We start from the raw sequence: 18,252 nt of genomic DNA on the forward strand, positions 1-18,252 counted from the left end.
GCGCTTTTCTATCGTAATTCAGCTGTTTTTCTAATAACGATCTTATCAATTTCATCTTCTTCATCACCAATAAATAATCCTCGTTCTTTTAAATATGCTTCAAAATATAAATCTGCTTCAGCGCGTTCGTCATATGGCTTTACAGAGAGAACGAAACCTAATTTGTTTTGTTCTTCTAAATGAGAAGTGGAGATGTAAGCCGGTACATTATGGCGTAAAAAGAGTTCTTTAACCGGAATAATCATATCTTTCATTAATTTCGTTAGCATACCCATTTCAAACTCGAAATTAAAGCGATCTATACTAGATAAATCAGCGAATACTACACCGATAAAACCTGTATTAAATACTTCTTGATATTCTACATCTTCGTCATGGCCGCCGTAAAAATTCTTTTCGATTAAATAATTGACAAAATAAGCAACGCCATCACTTTGTTCAAATGGTTTCGTTGAAAGGACAAAGCCAATTTTCTTTTGTTTATGTAAATACACACATGACATGTATGCTGAAATGTTATGTTCTTTAAATAAAGCACTTGTTGCTCCAGAGAGACCATCTAATACGTGATGAACAATTTGAAGTTTTTTACGAGCGAAATAATAGGATTTCTTTTGTAACTCCAATGTATCAATAAAGACAGAGCCGATAAAGCCTGTATTTGAAATAATAGGTGCTTGCTTTTTTCTTCCTCTGCGCTTTAATGGAGCCATTGTTAAAATCATCCCTTCATGTACGTTTAAAATAAAAAGAACGTTTGTTCGTATATTTATATTTTACTATTAAAACGCTATAAAGTAAAGGGTTTTTGACGAAAAAAACAACAAAAAAGACACCTGTAAAGGGTGCCTTAAACGCTGTAGGGAAGAGGGTTCATCCCTACAATTTATATTATGATACAGAAACAATCTCTTCTGTATCTTCTACATCTAAATGACAGTCCATAGTACGAACATCTTGATCTTCATGACTTCCGAAATAAATAGTAATTTTCATATGTATCGCTCCTTTATTCTAGGAATACCTAAAATAATTACTAGTAATGTTAATATTTATTATATACCACTTTTTTCATTCCGACAACGTTATATCATTTTTAATTCTTTCAGAGCGTATAGAGTGATTTATAGAGATATTTTTATAGAAATAGTTACATTTCGTATATGTTATATTTAATACTGAACGATTTGAATACGAATTTTTATGAAAGGAGAAAAAAGAATGAATTATAAACAGTTATTAATAGATAACTTCACATATAAAATGTCATATATTGCGCGTCATGTACATGGAATGAATGTAAAAGAAACGAAGGACTACATTGCTGTAGATTGTGGTTTACCTGCAGATACATTTAATATCATTACTTTACTAAACAATGATGTAACGGAAGACATTGAGAAATTATATAAAGTGATAAACAACTATAATAAAAAGAAGTTTCCAATGTGTGTTTGGTTTTGGGATAATAGCTATGAACAGGCTATAAAAAACGAATTAATAAAACTTGGCTTAAAAGAAGCAGAACAAAATATTGGGATGGTAGCAGACTTAAAGACAATTCAACCAACAATAAAAATGCCAGAAGGTTTTACGATACAAAGAGCATCTTCGTTAGGACAAATTAAAAAGTTTGGGGAAACGTTAGCTAATCTATTTGGTACATCAGAGGAAGGTATACATGTGCAAACATTTTATAATGAAACTGCTTCTTTCGATTTATGGAATAGTGAAAATATGAAACTATATTTAGGGATTTTTAAAGATGAAGTCGTATCTGTTGGTTCATTAGTATGTACAAAAGATAGTATTGGTATTTATGATATAGCAACTAAAGAAAAAATGCGAGGGCAAGGATTTGGCTCCACTATGTTTAATTACTTGCTGCAAGAAGCAAAACAATTGAAAGTTTCTCAATGCGTATTACAAGCTTCACCTGATGGGATTAATATTTATAAAAAGGCTGGTTTTCAATCTGTTGGACAAATGACTGTATTTGAAAATCGACATTTAATTGAATAAATTATTCGATCCAAATTGCTTTCATGTAGGAGTTAATACATCATTATGAAAAAGATATATATCATTACAATCATTTGCACCATTATATTACTAGGTACTTTCGTTTTACATAAAGTAGATGAACGTAAGTACACGAAAGCTATTAATCAAGCAAATCATATAAAAAACATTGCACATAGAGGCGCTTCTGCGTATGCGCCGGAACATACAATAGCAGCGTATAAATTAGGACAACAATTAAAAGGAGATTATATAGAAATTGATCTTCAAATGACAAAAGACGGACATTTAGTAGCTATGCATGATGAAACAGTAAACCGCACTACAAATGGTACGGGTCTAGTTAAGGAACATACATTAGAAGAAATAAAGAAACTTAATGCAGGTTCTTTTTTCAATGAAAAGCATCCAAGTTTAGCAAAGAAAGACTTTGAAGATGCTAAAGTCCCAACACTAGAAGAAATTATTGAAACGTTCGGGAATGGTGCAAACTATTATATTGAAACAAAATCACCAGATGAATACGCTGGTATGGAAGAGAAGCTATTAGAAATTATACAGCACTACGAAATAAGTGATAACGTTATTATTCAATCATTTAGTGAAGAAAGTCTGCAAAAAATTCATAGTTTAGATGTTACTTTACCGCTAGTACAATTACTACCTTACAAAAAGTCAGTTCAATTAACTGAATTAGAGATAAAAAAGTATAAAACATACTGCATCGGTCTTGGGATGAACTATAAATATATTGATTCCGCTTATGTAAAGAGAATAAAGAAACACGGATTAGAAGTTCATCCATTTACTGTAGATAATGAAAAAGATATGAAAAAGTTACTTTTATGGGGCGTTGATGGGATGTTTACGAATTACCCGGATCGTTTACATTCGTTATTACAATCTTAAACTATAATGGTGTAATTATCACTGAACCAATAAAACAAGTACCCACAAGTATACAAAGATGGTTTTTGGTCCAAATGGTAACATCATTGAATGCATAAAGCCGATATTGAAATGAAATTTGAAAAAGAATCCAATACTGTTATTGGATTCTTCTTATTTAGCGCTAAGTGACTAACTTAAAGCAATACGATCTTGAATTTATAAATAAAATATTACATTGAGTATGATTTTTCATAATAATCATCAGAAAGTAACGAAAATGTAATGAAGTTTAACTACGCTTTTTATATTTTTTTGATACACTGGCTACGAGGGGGATACCAATTAAGGTGGGTAAAAACCAAAACCATATTGGCGGAAGTAAATTTATAATGGGAATATGGATGCCGACATTTACTAAAAGTGCGGTGACTGCACCTATATAAGAACCTAACATACCTCTAATGTGGTGATGGAGCCAATTTTTCCAACGTTTTTTTCGTGCAAGGTATCCATAAATCGCAAATGAATAAGAGAAGATTGCTACATAAAATAAATATGCGATTTTATCCCAGTTTATAATGGATAATATAATGGCAGTAACGGTGATAACGACATAGGATGCGTGATATATTTCACCCCATTCCGTATGTTTACCTTTCTTCTTTTGAGCAACCATCGCTATTATCCCAGTTATTAAACATATCGTTCCAAATAATATGTGGATGGTTAAAAGAATGTTGAAAATGCTCATCATAATTCCTCCCTTTTTATTTTTATAGTATTGCAGCATAGGAGAAAAGTTGAAACATATTGTTTATTCACTTTAATATATTGAAGTAAAGGTACTTCAAGAACAAGTTTAAACGGACAAATTTTTCTTGAGTTTAGTGAGACACGTATTACGTGAAATGAAGGAGAGACTTCCATGTTTACATCTATTACATATTTACAATCGGGCAATGACAAGCAACAAAAAATATATGATGTTTTGAATAGCCTAAACATAATGGAGGATTTAGCTTTATATAATCCCGTTCTTTGCGGGACAATCCCGATAAGAATTGATACTCCTCAATCTGACTTAGATATTGTAATGGAAGTATATAACTTTGATGTTTTTGAGCAAGAAATGAGATCTTTATATGGTTCTTATAGAGGGTTCGACATAAAAAAGAAAAAAATGAAAGGTACTGAATCGATAAAGGTGAATTTTGAATTCGAAGGTTTTGAATTTGAATTATTTGCTCAACCTAAGCCAGTGCGTAATCAAAATGCATATAGACATATGATAGTGGAGCACATGTTATTAATGCAGCATCCTTATATAAGGGAAGAAGTTATTCACTTAAAGGAACAAGGTTTAAAAACAGAACCTGCTTTTGCTCAAGTATTAAATATTGACGGAGATCCTTATGAAGAACTTATTTTATTAGGGCAGGAAATGAAATTGTGGTAAATAAAATACGTAAAAAAATCCTCCAAAAACAAAAGAGGATTTTTTTATGCCGTTAACTTCCGAATTAATTCACTGAGCAATTTAATTCCGTTAGTCATTTGTTCTGGAGAAGCATATCCATATGATAAACGAATGTACTGATCTGATTCTTCTTCATAAATACGTCCTGGATTTAAAAGAATTCCTTTTGATAGCGCTTCTGAAAATAGTTTTTTCATCGGAATGTTAGGTACAACCTTTAGCCATATGAAAAATCCACCATTAGGAATATCCCACGTTGCGATATCTGTACAATACTTATGTACAGCTTGTACCATTATTTTTCTTCGTCCTTTTAAGTGAATTCTTACGTTTGCTACATGTGCTTCATAAAAACCTTCATTTATCCATTCAGCAGCTACTCTTTGAGATAAAGAGCTGGATCCATAATCTGTTTGCATTTTTATATCTGACAATCTATCAATAACAGGTTCTGGTCCGATGATCCAACCAATTCTAAGTCCTGGACTAAGTGTTTTAGAGAGACTACCAATATATAATACATGTCCATGTTTATCCATCGTTTTTAAAGGAACTGGGGGAGGTTCATCAATCCATAACTCACGATAAATATCATCCTCGATGATAGGTAACTGCTCTTTTTCACATACTTTTAATATTTCTTTTCTTCGCTCTTTGGACATCAATATCCCCGTTGGATTTTGAAAACAAGGAATTGTATATAAAATATTTTTCTTTTGACTATATTTAATTCGTTTTAATAAGTCGTTAGGTAAAATACCGTGATGATCCATTGGTATACCGGACAAATTTATATTTGCTGATTGAAAGACGTGAAGTGAATATAAGTAAGAAGGTTGTTCAAGTAAAACAGTTGATTTTCTATGCAAGAGACCAATTGATATTAATTGTAATGCTTGTAGTGCACCAGAGACGATTAATATAGAACCCGGCGATGCTTGTATTCCAAATGATTTTACGTATTTGCTTATTGCTTCACGTAACGGATAAAAACCTTTTTGTTCTTCGTATCCGAAATAATCTAATTCCTCACTGACGTTTTTCATTATAGATTGCATAGTTTCGAGCGGGAAAAGATGAGGTGCAAGTTCACCTTTACTAAGATGGATAAGTGTTTTATTTGCTTCTGCTTCATTTATTTCTCACACCATTAACTTGCTTGGTTTATGAATACCGGCCTTTACATATTCACTCCAATCAGGAGGGGGATTAGTCGCTAATAATGACCATGTATTATTTGTTACAATTGTTCCTGCTCCGATTTGTCCTTGAATTAAACCATCTGCCATAAGTTCATCTAGCGCAGTTATTATAGTACTTCGATTTACATGAAATAATTTTGCTAACTGCCGCTGACTAGGGATTTTACTTCCAATTGGCCATTCTCCGTTTTCAATTTTTTCTTTCATATAGTCTATTATCTGCCGATATTTGGGCACTTTTTTATCGGTTGTCATATAAAAAACTCCTTCGTTAATTTAAAAGATTCAAAGTGGTTGGTTTTTCCGATAAATAACTGGTTGAAGACATTGTATCAACTATTAAATATGATGAAAAGAAATAATTGGTAATTTAAAAATGGTTGGTTTATTAAGGAGGGAGAGAAAACATGCATAATAAAAAATGGGATTTACGCATTATATGTGCTCATGCTTTTACAATTCTTATATGGGGAACTGCTTTTCCAGCAATTCGTCTGGGGCTTGAATCTTATACGCCTGAACACCTTACTTTACTACGCTTATTAATCGCCTCATTTATACTTTTGTTATTTTCATTTATATACAAACTACGATTACCGGATTTAAAGGATATCCCAGCAATTTTTATATTTGGTGCTTTAGGGTTTACTATTTATCACATCGCATTAAATTACGGCGAAAAAACAGTCAATGCTGGATCTGCAAGTTTAATAATTTCAGTCACTCCAATAGTGACGGCAATTTTTGCTTCTGTTTTTTTGAATGAAAAAATGAAATTAAATGGCTGGATCGGTGGTGTAATGAGTTTTGCAGGAATTGCCTTAATTTCATTTAGCCAAGGCGACGCTATTCAATTAAATAGCGGGGGATTATTTATATTATTAGCGGCGATTTCAGAAAGTCTATTTTTCGTTTTCCAAACATCTTACTTAAAAAAATACGGTTTCTTACCATTTACCATATATACAATTTTGTCTAGTACTGTATGTATGCTTATTTTCTTACCCGGAGTTTATCAAGAAATATTAGCAGCTCCTCTTGAAGTTAACTTGAGTGTTATATATTTAGGTGTCTTTCCAACAGTACTCCCGTATATTGCATTGGCCTATATTATATCTCGTGCTGGTGCTTCTGAAGCAACAAGTTCTCTATATTTAACGCCAATAATTGCGTGTTTCATTGCTTGGATATGGTTAGGAGAAGTGCCAACTTTAGTTTCAATAATTGGCGGCGGAATTACTATACTTGGAATTGTGATTGCTCATATACCAGTATTAAGAAAAGAAAAACATAGGAATTTAGTAAATAATCAATCCGTATAATGTAATTCAATAATGATTTTATGATACTTTTTTATATAGTTTCTTTCTTATGTTGATAAATATAATATTTTGTATTTCAGTTAAATATTGTATGTTACATTTTATGTAGTAAGCATTTTAAAAGGAGCTGACAACATAATGAATGGAAAAAGAAAAATTTTCACATGTATTTCTATTGTAGGAATCGGACTAGCTAGTTTTTCTAATTCTAGTTTCGCAGCAAGTGTAACGGACAATTCAGTACAAAATTCTATTCCTGTAGTTAATCAACAAGTAGCTGCTGCAAAGGAGATGAAACCATTTCCCCAGCAAGTTAATTATGCAGGTGTTATAAAACCGAATCATGTTACACAGGAAAGTTTAAATGCTTCTGTAAGAAGTTACTACGATAATTGGAAAAAGAAATATTTGAAAAATGATTTATCTTCTTTACCTGGTGGTTATTATGTAAAAGGAGAGATTACAGGTGATGCTGATGGGTTTAAGCCACTTGGAACTTCAGAAGGTCAAGGGTATGGGATGATAATTACAGTATTAATGGCTGGTTATGATTCGAATGCTCAAAAAATCTATGACGGTTTATTTAAAACAGCAAGAACTTTTAAAAGTTCTCAAAATCCTAATTTAATGGGATGGGTTGTCGCAGATAGTAAAAAAGCACAAGGTCATTTTGATTCTGCTACTGATGGAGATTTAGATATTGCGTATTCTCTTCTTCTTGCTCATAAGCAGTGGGGATCTAATGGAACAGTTAATTATTTGAAAGAAGCACAAGACATGATTACAAAAGGTATTAAAGCTAGTAATGTTACAAATAATAACCGACTAAATTTAGGAGATTGGGATTCTAAAAGTTCACTTGATACGAGACCATCTGATTGGATGATGTCACACCTTAGAGCATTTTATGAATTTACAGGTGATAAAACTTGGCTTACTGTTATTAATAATTTGTACGATGTTTATACGCAATTTAGTAATAAGTACTCTCCAAATACAGGACTTATTTCAGATTTCGTTGTAAAAAACCCACCACAACCCGCACCTAAAGACTTCTTAGATGAGTCAGAATATACAAATGCATATTATTACAATGCTAGTCGGGTACCATTGAGAATTGTAATGGACTATGCGATGTACGGTGAGAAGCGAAGTAAAGTCATCTCTGATAAAGTTTCTTCATGGATTCAAAATAAAACGAATGGAAATCCTTCAAAAATTGTGGATGGTTATCAATTAAACGGATCAAATATTGGTAGTTATTCAACTGCTGTATTTGTTTCACCATTTATTGCTGCAAGTATAACAAGTAGTAATAATCAAAAGTGGGTAAATAGTGGATGGGATTGGATGAAGAATAAGAGAGAAAGTTATTTTAGTGATAGTTATAATTTATTAACTATGTTATTTATTACAGGAAATTGGTGGAAACCTGTATCTGATGATAAAAAAACACAAAATCAAATAAAAGATGTAATTTATGAAGGATACGATAATTAATTAAATTTGAGAATGGTTACTTAAAAAAGGAATTAGCATACGCTAGTTCCTTTTTAATATTTTGTAAAACATTATCCATTCTAAAATTCGCATAGATATACTTGCTTTTTTCATATACATAGTTATTGATGACTCTATGTTTTTATGAGGGGAGAGTATTTCTTGGAAAAAGTATTATTTTTCGGAGACCCAGGTATTGATGACTCATTTGCTATTATGTATGGTTTACTGCATCCCGAAATTGAAATTGTCGGTATTGTAACTGGATACGGAAATGTTGAGCATATACATGCTGCACATAATGCAGCGTATATTTTACAGTTAGCAAATAGACAAGACATTCCGGTAATTAGTGGTGCAACAAAACCACTTACAGAAGAAATTACTACGTACTACCCTGAAATTCACGGGTCAGAAGGATTAGGGCCCATCCATGTTCCAGAAAGCGTATTATCTATCCCGATATACAACTTTGGTAGTATTGCTTCGATTCTTATAAAGTATGGAAAAGATTTAACGATTGTCGATGTAGGAAGATCTACCTCGTTAGCAATTGCTTTTAATTTATGGAATGATTTAATGCTAAATGTAAAAGGAATCTATTTCATGGGTGGTGTTTTTTTAGAAGTAGGAAACGTTACGCCATTAGCAGAGGCAAACGTGTATGGAGATCCTATAGCAAGTAAAATTGTTTTTCAGCAAGCAAAGAATTTATTGATATTCCCTTTAAATGTAACAAACAAAGCAGTTTTAACACCAAATGTCTTTAATTACATCCAAGCTAATACAAAGAATTCATTTCATATGATAATGAAACCAATGTATGATTACTATTTATCTGCATACCAAAAACTTAATCCATCTATCGAAGGACCTTTGCTACACGATGTGGTTGCTATAAGTGGATTAGTAAATCCAAATTTTTTTGAATTTGTGCATCGTACAGTGAATGTAGATACATACGGAGATACGAAAGGACAAACATTTGCTGATTTTCGCCCTAACTCTATATCTGAAGGAGCCCGTATAGCTTTAGAAATAGATGCAGAAAAATTCATTCAAGATTTTATAAAAATTATGTTATAAGTTGCTGTCGAAAAAGGGAATTATTTCAATGCGTTGAATATAAAAATACATCCTCTATATAAAGGAGCTTACAATATTGAATGTCCAGTTAAAGGTTGTTACGAGAGACAATTGGGAAGATGCATTAAAGTTACAAGTTAAAGAAGATCAAAGAAAATTTGTCCCCGCCGTAGCAGTTTCACTTGCTAAAGTATATATAAAACCAGATGGTGACAATGTAGAGTACATACCATTCGCTATATACGATGGTGACCTTATGGTTGGTTTTGTTATGCATGCTGTTGTAAGAGAGACATCGGATATGTATTGGATTAACGGATTTATTATTGATCAATCGCAGCAAGGTAATGGTTATGGAAAAGCAGCATTACAAGAAAGCATTTATTTGATCAAAAATACATGTAAGGCGTGTAAAGAAATTAGATTAACCGTACATAAAGATAATGTCTCTGCGAAGAAACTATATGAACGTTACGGTTTTCAATCATTAGGACATGATTATGATGGTGAGCAAGTGTATCGTTTATTTGTTTAACTATTATGAAGTAAAGTCGTGAAATTTGAACTAGTATAGATTGAATGACTAGGAGGAATATCAATTGAAAAGTAAATTCCATCATATTGTACGAGCAGTCGTGATAAAAGATGAAAAATTATTAGTTGCTGAATATATTGGCCATCATTATTTCTTGCCAGGGGGTCATGTTGAAATTGGTGAATCAGCAGAGAACGCATTAATAAGGGAGTTAAGAGAAGAACTTGGAGTAAACTGTAGTATACAACAATTTTTAGGAGTCATAGAAAATCAATGGCAAGATAAAGAAGTGCTTCATCATGAAATTAATCACATTTTTGAAGTAGAGTCACAAGGTTTACATACAGATTTAACACCACACTCTAGCGAGTCTCATTTAGCATTTCATTGGATAGATTACAGTAAAGAATCTTTAAATACTCATAAAATCATGCCAACGCCTTCAGTTAAAGAATTACTAGAAAGAAAATTAAGTGATGAACTACTAAATTGTTGGATAAGTAATTTTTAAATCACTCTATTTATAGTAAATACGTCCATCGAAAGGATATAAAGAAAATAGGCTAATAAACAAGGTACATCACCTAGTGTAAGTTCATATTTTGTTGATGTACGCATTTAGTCTATAGTCTTGTTTCTATTTTGTTTACAAAAATATATAAACTTTAACGTTTGGGCGGAATTTATATTTATAAATGGAGGGGTTCGTAATGAATCAGTTTCAACATGAATTACAAACATTAAACCTTAATGATTATCAAACTGGTAATGTTGTGTATTGGGATCAACAACAAAGTCAATATCCATATTATTACATCCAAGGCGATGCACGTCGTTGTGGCGGATGCGGAGGTTGTGGTGGACGCTGTGGCGGTTGCGGCGGCGGCAGATGTGGTGGTTGCGTAGGTTGTGCCGGATGTTTTGGTTGCTTTAATTGCTGGAACTGGTGGATTATTTAAATATAGTACATCATTAATATTTTATATGAAAGAAAGGTGTAAATACTGTTTATACTTTTCTTTCATGCTGTAATTTTGTATTAGGGTTAAGGAGGATTTATTTGTATACATACGAAAAGTTGATTTCTTGGGTAGAGAATATAAAAGAAAAAAATCATAGTTCTGCTACAGCACTATGTATTATAAAGGATAACAAAATTGTACTAGAGCATTATAATGGATATCACTCAAATACATTTAATAGTAAAGAGGTAACAGCATCTTCGCAGTTTAATGTTGCTTCTGCGAGAAAAAGTTATTTAGGATTAATGATAGCGTATGCCCTTTACGAGGGGAAAATAAACTCTATTGATGATGAAGCGATAAAGTATTTTAAAGACTTCGATCCTGTATTACTTGGTAAAACAACGCTAAGACATTTAGTAACCCATTCGCATGGTTTAGGTGAAACGAATGACGGAACAATTTTTCGTGAATTTGAACCTGGACAAGCATGGGCGTATAGAGATATTAATGTAAGAATGATGACACGTCTTATTTATCAGCTATATAGTAAAAGTTTTCCTGAATTATTAAAAGAGCGTGTGTTTAAACCTGCTAATTTTCAAGAAACAGGTTGGAGAATTCAGCAAGATGAAAATTTGGTTAAAGTTATTAACAATCCAAATGAAGACGCGATTAGTGAAATTGGTACAGTAGATGACGGTACTGAAAAAAATCTGTTTGTCTCAGCTAGAGAATTTGCACAGTGGGGCAATCTGCATTTAAACCATGGCAAGATACATGATAAACAAATTGTTCCACAAGAAGTTATAAAAATTGCTACAAGTTTGCAGAGTCCAACATATATAAACAAAGATCTACCGCAAAATGGCTTGTTTTGGTTCGTTCAAAATAAACCTTCAAGATTAAGTGAACTTGGTGAACGAGTTCCGAAAGGGTCGTATCAAATATTAGGGATTACTGGACCGACCATTTTAGTAATACCTGAATATAATGTAGTTGTTGCAAAAATGTATAATAAAAGATTTAACTACGGCGGTGATAATTATTTATATTATTTACGTGAATTTAGCAATTTAGTCGCTGATACATTTAGTAGCAGTAATAGGGAATAATTACTCCTATAACAAAAAGGAGTGATCTAAAGTGAAAGAAAACGGGAAAAAAAATAAAAAACAAAATATAAAAGGTGTAAATACAGAACAAAATGCGATTTTTAGCGATCCTAAAGATGCAGCTAATATGCAAACGGTACCGCAACCGAAGGATTTTGATGAAATTGAATACTAATTTTTCGTTTATCCGACTATATGATGAATGAAAAATACATCTTAAGTCCCATCACATGACAGAAATCTTTTGGTATCCTATATACATAAGCATTTGAAAATGGCTTATCTTAACAAAGCTTTCTTTAGAAACATCTGATATAACCTGCAAAAGACACTTCTTTATGAAGTGTCTTTTTGTGTATATGAACTTAATTACCATTTTCCGTACAGTATCTTGCAATTTACGATGGATATACTAACTGTGAAAATTCATGTCAAGATAAAAGAAGGGGACAGTTAGTATGAAACAAACTTCTATAAATCCGTTACTAATTGTTCTAGGTACAATCATTGTTCAAATTGGACTTGGAACAATTTATACATGGAGTTTATTTAATCAACCCCTTGTAAGTAAGTTTGGATGGAATCTTAATTCAGTAGCGATAACTTTCTCCATAACAAGTTTTTCTTTATCATTCTCAACCTTATTTGCAGCAAAGTTGCAGAAAAAATTAGGACTTCGGAAACTTATTGCTACTGCAGGAATTGTTTTAGGACTCGGCTTAATACTTAGTTCACAAGTTTCTTCCTTACCACTATTATATTTATTAGCTGGTGTCGTTGTTGGTTATGCGGATGGAACAGCTTATATTACATCACTATCTAATTTAATTAAATGGTTTCCAAATCGGAAAGGGCTTATTTCAGGTATATCTGTATCAGCTTATGGAATGGGCAGCTTAATCTTTAGATATATAAACGGAAATCTTATCGATAATCTTGGTGTATCACAAACATTCTTATATTGGGGCATTATCGTGTTACTTTTAGTATTAATCGGATCGTTCTTCTTACGTGAGGCAATTGTAAGTAATGCTGTAACTGAAACATTACACAATGATTATACTCCGCGTGAAATGATGCGAACGAAACAAGTATATCTGCTATTTTTTATGTTATTCACCTCGTGTATGGGTGGTTTGTATTTAATCAGTATGGTAAAAGATATCGGTGTACAACTCGTTGGACTTAGCGCGGCAACCGCTGCAAACGCCGTTGCTATGATTGCGATCTTTAATACAGTAGGTAGAATCATTCTTGGGACGTTATCAGATAAAATCGGCCGAATGAAAATTGTCTCTGCAACGTTTATTATTATAGGTTTGTCAGTCTTTACTTTAAGTTTTATTCCGCTAAATTATGGAATCTATTTTGCTTGTGTAGCAAGTGTCGCCTTTTGCTTCGGCGGTAATATAACTATATTCCCAGCTATTGTCGGAGATTTTTTTGGGTTAAAAAACCATAGTACAAATTACGGGATTGTCTACCAAGGTTTCGGATTTGGTGCGCTTGCAGGATCATTTATTGGAGCGATACTCGGGGGATTTCAACCAACTTTCATTATAATCGGTGTTTTAAGTGTTATTTCCTTCATTATTTCAATATTAATCCGTCCACCAAATGCAGAGAAGACAAAGGAACTAAAACATCTACATCGGAAAGTGGCGTAATACTAAAAAGAGTCCTAATATAGGGCTCTTTTTAGTACAAAACATTTTTTGTGTAGAGAGAATAGAGTTATTTAATTTAAAATGAAATGAGTAGCAGATACTTAGAATATTCATATTGTTTTATAAAGGAACTAACATGTTGCTAAAAACATTTAGAAAATTACAGTTAACCAACTTTGTGATGGAACGCGTACTTCATTCATAGACCATTATTTTCTTATAAGTTTACAATGAAAGTAGTTGGCTTTTATTGATTACAACCATAATTTCTTCTGTTGTGGCATTCGCTACAACAAATATTGATGACATTTTTATACTGTTTGTTTTATTTTCACAAGTAAGAACAGAAGTAATCAGGAAAGAAGGTAGAGTTGTCCGCGAAAAAGCTACGAGAAAAAAACTTTATATTGTTATTGGGCAATATGTGGGGTTTAGTATGATTATTTTTCTAAGTATCATTGGGTCTTTAAGCTCTTTTTTCATTCCTGTTTCGTGGATTGGGTTATTAGGATTAGTGCCAATTTATATGGGGGTTAAAGGACTATTGTCACTTCGTTCTTATAAAAGTAATGAAGTTATCGATAACGTTACTGTTTCATTATTTAAAGTAGCTTCAATTACATTAGCTAATGGAGCTGACAATATTTCGATTTATATACCAATGTTTGCTAGTCAAACTCTTGAAACAAATATCGTTACATTAGTTATCTTTTTTTCCATGATAGCGATATGGTGTTTTATTAGCTACAAATTGATAAAAGCTCCTATACTAGCTAAAGTACTTGAGGAAAACTGTCATATTATTGTTCCAATTGTTCTAATTGGTTTAGGAATGTTCATTCTTTTTCGTAGTGGTACAATTGGACTATTCTCCTAAGGTGTTGAAATAACGGAAGTTTTCATAAAAAAGAATTGAACAATTTTAATATTTTTTGAGCAATTACATTCATTGAGATTAATTAGATTCTACACAACGTATATAAGTCTTATTACAGATGAAATGTAGTAGGGCTTTTTTTATTTTAGTGAAATGAAACAATTGTATTAGTGATCTACGACTATTATTTAAACAGGACATTAGAATTATGAAGTTGAATAGCTACCGTAAAAGGAGTGTGATACTTAAAATGAAAATGGTACAGCAGTGGGTACAAGAAGATAGTGATTACATAAGAGAGAAAGTAATTGAATATAATCAAAAATATCTCGCAGATGAAGAAAAAACACCTTCAGAAAAGGTTAGTTTCATAGTAAGAGATGAAAAAGAAGAAATCGTAGGCGGGGTAACAGCGATAACTTTTTGGCACCATATACACGTTGACTTTCTATGGGTTTCTGAAGAATATAGACATGAAGGTTACGGAACCAAGTTAATAAAACTTATTGAAGAATTTGCAATTGAAAAAGAGTGCAGGTTAATCAATTTAGATACTTTTAGTTTTCAGGCACCTGATTTTTATAAGAAGCATGGATATAAAGTAATCGGAGTAAGTGAAGATCATCCGAAAGGACACAATCGATACTATTTAGAAAAAAGGTTATAAAGTATATAGAATTCAAAAATGAATCAATTAGAGCATAAAGAGCGTACATTGAATAATCAATTCCAAAATACGCTCTTTTTTATTTTGTAATGAAGGACTATCGATTATTAACTTTGCTAAGAGCAGATAAATGAAATACTCAATTAACTTTTTTATATTTTAAAACGAATAAATGGTAGAATGTAACAAAGATAGAAAATTCCCATTATTAGAGGTGGACTTAGATGAAAAAAGTAAATGTTACATATGCACTTTTATACGATAAAACAAACGAAAAAATCTTAATGGTAAAAAACAAAGGGGAAAATGGTTCTTATTATACATTACCAGGTGGCGCAGTTAAATTAGGAGAAACGTTAGAAGAAGCAGTAATTCGGGAAGTAAAAGAAGAAACAGGGTTACATATAAATGTAAACGGGATTTGTTCTATCAGCGAAGCCTTTTTTGAGGAAAGAGATCATCATGCAATTTTCTTTAATTTTCTAGGTGAAATAATTGGCGGAGAGACATATATATCAAGGCCAAAAGAAATTGAAGAGATTACTTGGATGGAATTACATATAGCAGCTCCATATTTACGCATACCAGAACATTTACTAGATTTATTACAAAGGAAAGAAACAGTACCGTACTTTTTTAACGGAACAATCGTTCATCAATCTTCATAAAAATATTATCTCATGTAAGGCGGGGAAAACATGGAGTTCATCGTTAATCACAAACAATTTACTCAAGCACTTTCAGAAGTTAACAAAGCAATATCAACAAAATCTTTAATTCCTATATTATCTGGTATAAAAATAACTGCAGATCAATCTGGAATTACTTTAATTGCAAGTAACTCGAATATTTTTATCGAAAAATTCATTCCTGTTTCAATTGAAGACGAAAAGATTGCAACTATTATAAAGGCAGGAACTATTGTTGTACCTGCAAAGTATTTCATTGAAATAATAAAGAAAATGCCAAGTGATATAGCAATAAAAAGTAAGAATGAGCAATTAATTACGATACAATCAGAAGAAATCACATTAAGTTTAAATGGATTTCCTGCAGATGAGTTTCCGAATGTACCGCTTATAGACAATCATGCAGAAATCAAAGTAGAGACAGAGCAATTGATTGAAGTATTTAAACAAACAGTCTTTGCGGTAGCGAAAAATGAATCTAGACCTGTTCTTACTGGGGTGCATATAGAGTTATCTAATAATAAGTTAATTTGTGCTGCAACTGACTCACATAGACTAGCGATACGTGAAACGCTACTTTCCTCAGATGTAAAAGCAAATTGTATTGTACCAAGCGCAACCATTAGTGAACTTCTAAAATTAATGAACAGCAATTCGGAATTCGTATATATCTACCTTTCAGAGAGTCATATTATATTTACGCTCGGAACAACTACATTATATTCAAGACTAATTGAAGGGAAATATCCTAACATTTCCAATCTCATTCCAAATGAATTTAAAACGGTTATTAACGTAGATAGAAAAAAGATATTACAAGGCGTAGACCGATCAAGTTTATTAGCAAGTGAATGGGCCAATAACAATGTTAACTTAGAAATCATAAACGAATCTACAATTAAAATTTCTTCAAACGCTTCTCAAATTGGGCAAATATCCGAAACGCAACAAATAGATGCGATTCAAGGTGAAAAACAATTAAATATATCTTTCGATGGGCGTTTTATGGTTGATGCTTTAAGAGCAATAAAAGAAGAAACGATTACTTTAAGCTTTGGCGGTTCTATGAGACCGATATTGATTGAAGCAGGAGAGCAATCTGCAGCAGTACATCTTATATCACCAGTAAGAGCTTATTAGGGATAGAGGGAGGAATTACATTATGTACAAGGATACAATGGTAATCTGAAATACAAAGCAAAATAATAATAACCTAAATATAAAAGCCATAGATTAATCGATATGGGGTGAGTACGATGAAGAAAATAATTGTTTTACTCATTGGTATAGTTTTAATTATTTTTGCTTTTTATCAATACAACAAAAAAGACTATGCAGCTAAAAGTACTAACTTGTATGTAGAAGACTTTAAAGGGGAAAATGATTCAATAAAAATACAATCTGCTATTAACAAAGCGGCGTCTAGTAAAATAAAAACTGTATTGCTTGATGATAAAAAGTATAAAATCACGTCACCAATCATTGTTAAAAAAGGTGTGAAATTATTATTTGGTTACGGATCACAATTTGTGGTTGAGGGAAACTTTAGAGTTCTAGAATTAGAGAAAAACGCATCCATTGAAGGAGCTTATATAGCTATTGACGATTCTAAATTTAACTCTGAAGTTATTTATTTAGACGGTAAAAATAAATATTATAACACTTGGAACAAAACACAAATAAAAGATATAAATATTATCAATTGGACGGAAACGAATAAAGGTACCGGAATTTCTTTATACTCCGCTGGAAAAGAAAATGAAATTTCGTTTGTTAACTTTGAAAACATTAAAGTTGTAGGAATGGAAACTGGACTGAAATTAGTAGCGAAAAAACCGAGCACCGGACAAGCTTGGATAAATGCCAATCGTTTTATGAACTTTTCTTTAGAAGACTGTGTAAATATGATTTATATGGATAGTCAAGTAACTACGCCAAATGAAATTAGTGGAAATCAATTTACAAATCTTCAAATACAGCCTTCAAATAAAACAAAAAGCATTATACAGGTAAGTGGTCAGCATAATGAATTTCATGGAATGGTGTGGGATTTAAATAAAATAAAACATGAAAACGAACTCATTGAACTAACTGATAAGAGTATGAATACAGTGGTTGAAATGTCCAGTGTACCAGCAAATAGAGTTTTAGATAGTGGGAAATCCAATATAATAAAGTAATATTTTTATTTATGAATTCACTTCTAAAAGCAGATAGAAATAAAAATTTTAGACAGGAGA

19 protein-coding genes and 1 pseudogene are annotated in these 18,252 nt (G+C 32.0%); 17 read left to right on the forward strand and 3 right to left on the reverse strand.

Annotation, left to right across the window (positions count from 1 at the left end; all coding sequences use genetic code 11):
- Positions 1–8: 8 nt before the first annotated feature.
- Positions 9–713: a hypothetical protein gene (locus tag ACTJJY_RS06360; RefSeq protein WP_000035356.1), complete on the reverse strand. Its 705-nt coding sequence runs from the start codon at positions 711–713 to the stop codon at positions 9–11.
- Positions 714–1,221: 508 nt separating this feature from the next.
- On the opposite strand from ACTJJY_RS06360, the gene ACTJJY_RS06365 reads away from it, so the two are divergent.
- Together ACTJJY_RS06365 and ACTJJY_RS06370 are read left to right on the forward strand one after the other, a co-directional pair.
- Positions 1,222–2,022 carry a GNAT family N-acetyltransferase gene (locus ACTJJY_RS06365; RefSeq protein WP_440605219.1) on the forward strand — a complete coding sequence of 267 codons (801 nt, stop codon included), beginning with the start codon at positions 1,222–1,224 and terminating at the stop codon, positions 2,020–2,022.
- A gap of 45 nt (positions 2,023–2,067) precedes the next feature.
- The gene (locus ACTJJY_RS06370; protein WP_000725523.1) at positions 2,068–2,931 is read left to right on the forward strand and encodes a glycerophosphodiester phosphodiesterase; all 864 of its coding nucleotides are present in this window, start codon (positions 2,068–2,070) and stop codon (positions 2,929–2,931) included.
- A 271-nt stretch (positions 2,932–3,202) separates the two neighbouring features.
- Here the strand turns inward: ACTJJY_RS06370 and ACTJJY_RS06375 are convergent, their stop codons facing one another.
- Complete coding sequence (locus tag ACTJJY_RS06375) at positions 3,203–3,664, reverse strand: DUF2306 domain-containing protein (protein ID WP_000021727.1); 462 nt, start codon at positions 3,662–3,664, stop codon at positions 3,203–3,205.
- A gap of 174 nt (positions 3,665–3,838) precedes the next feature.
- On the opposite strand from ACTJJY_RS06375, the gene ACTJJY_RS06380 reads away from it, so the two are divergent.
- Positions 3,839–4,369, forward strand: a complete 531-nt coding sequence (locus ACTJJY_RS06380; protein ID WP_440605220.1) for a DUF4269 domain-containing protein — start codon at positions 3,839–3,841, stop codon at positions 4,367–4,369.
- Positions 4,370–4,413: 44 nt separating this feature from the next.
- Here ACTJJY_RS06380 and norG read toward each other — a convergent pair.
- Positions 4,414–5,847: pseudogene (gene norG, locus ACTJJY_RS06385) on the reverse strand (efflux pump transcription regulator NorG).
- A 152-nt stretch (positions 5,848–5,999) separates the two neighbouring features.
- Between norG and ACTJJY_RS06390 the strand changes: the two are divergent.
- The 14 genes from ACTJJY_RS06390 (at position 6,000) to ACTJJY_RS06455 (ending at position 18,192) form a co-directional block, all read left to right on the forward strand.
- Positions 6,000–6,914, forward strand: coding sequence for a DMT family transporter (locus ACTJJY_RS06390; protein ID WP_440605221.1), 915 nt, complete (start codon positions 6,000–6,002; stop codon positions 6,912–6,914).
- 138 nt (positions 6,915–7,052) lie between these two features.
- Complete coding sequence (locus ACTJJY_RS06395) at positions 7,053–8,414, forward strand: glycosyl hydrolase family 8 (RefSeq protein ID WP_440605222.1); 1,362 nt, start codon at positions 7,053–7,055, stop codon at positions 8,412–8,414.
- 162 nt (positions 8,415–8,576) lie between these two features.
- On the forward strand, positions 8,577–9,500 hold the full coding sequence (locus ACTJJY_RS06400; protein ID WP_377825681.1) for a nucleoside hydrolase: 924 nt from the start codon (positions 8,577–8,579) through the stop codon (positions 9,498–9,500).
- Positions 9,501–9,576: 76 nt separating this feature from the next.
- Positions 9,577–10,035, forward strand: a complete 459-nt coding sequence (locus ACTJJY_RS06405; protein ID WP_440605223.1) for a GNAT family N-acetyltransferase — start codon at positions 9,577–9,579, stop codon at positions 10,033–10,035.
- A 64-nt stretch (positions 10,036–10,099) separates the two neighbouring features.
- Positions 10,100–10,546, forward strand: coding sequence for an NUDIX domain-containing protein (locus tag ACTJJY_RS06410; protein WP_440605224.1), 447 nt, complete (start codon positions 10,100–10,102; stop codon positions 10,544–10,546).
- Positions 10,547–10,745: 199 nt separating this feature from the next.
- The gene (locus tag ACTJJY_RS06415) at positions 10,746–10,994 is read left to right on the forward strand and encodes a heterocycloanthracin/sonorensin family bacteriocin (RefSeq protein ID WP_001071345.1); all 249 of its coding nucleotides are present in this window, start codon (positions 10,746–10,748) and stop codon (positions 10,992–10,994) included.
- A 101-nt stretch (positions 10,995–11,095) separates the two neighbouring features.
- Positions 11,096–12,112, forward strand: a complete 1,017-nt coding sequence (locus ACTJJY_RS06420) for a serine hydrolase domain-containing protein (RefSeq protein WP_440605225.1) — start codon at positions 11,096–11,098, stop codon at positions 12,110–12,112.
- Between the two features lie 31 nt (positions 12,113–12,143).
- Positions 12,144–12,287, forward strand: a complete 144-nt coding sequence (locus ACTJJY_RS06425) for a hypothetical protein (protein ID WP_440605226.1) — start codon at positions 12,144–12,146, stop codon at positions 12,285–12,287.
- 283 nt (positions 12,288–12,570) lie between these two features.
- Complete coding sequence (locus tag ACTJJY_RS06430) at positions 12,571–13,779, forward strand: L-lactate MFS transporter (protein ID WP_440605227.1); 1,209 nt, start codon at positions 12,571–12,573, stop codon at positions 13,777–13,779.
- Between the two features lie 250 nt (positions 13,780–14,029).
- Positions 14,030–14,656: a cadmium resistance transporter gene (locus ACTJJY_RS06435; protein WP_440605228.1), complete on the forward strand. Its 627-nt coding sequence runs from the start codon at positions 14,030–14,032 to the stop codon at positions 14,654–14,656.
- 250 nt (positions 14,657–14,906) lie between these two features.
- Positions 14,907–15,323, forward strand: a complete 417-nt coding sequence (locus ACTJJY_RS06440) for a GNAT family N-acetyltransferase (protein WP_440605229.1) — start codon at positions 14,907–14,909, stop codon at positions 15,321–15,323.
- A 224-nt stretch (positions 15,324–15,547) separates the two neighbouring features.
- On the forward strand, positions 15,548–15,991 hold the full coding sequence (locus ACTJJY_RS06445; RefSeq protein ID WP_029442479.1) for an NUDIX hydrolase: 444 nt from the start codon (positions 15,548–15,550) through the stop codon (positions 15,989–15,991).
- A gap of 30 nt (positions 15,992–16,021) precedes the next feature.
- On the forward strand, positions 16,022–17,152 hold the full coding sequence (gene dnaN, locus ACTJJY_RS06450) for a DNA polymerase III subunit beta (RefSeq protein ID WP_440605230.1): 1,131 nt from the start codon (positions 16,022–16,024) through the stop codon (positions 17,150–17,152).
- Positions 17,153–17,268: 116 nt separating this feature from the next.
- The gene (locus tag ACTJJY_RS06455; RefSeq protein WP_440605231.1) at positions 17,269–18,192 is read left to right on the forward strand and encodes a hypothetical protein; all 924 of its coding nucleotides are present in this window, start codon (positions 17,269–17,271) and stop codon (positions 18,190–18,192) included.
- The last annotated feature ends 60 nt before the right edge of the window (positions 18,193–18,252 follow it).

The sequence above is a fragment of the Bacillus sp. 22475 genome (genome assembly GCF_052044835.1).
In the GTDB taxonomy this organism is placed as follows: Bacteria; Bacillota; Bacilli; order Bacillales; family Bacillaceae_G; genus Bacillus_A; species Bacillus_A cereus.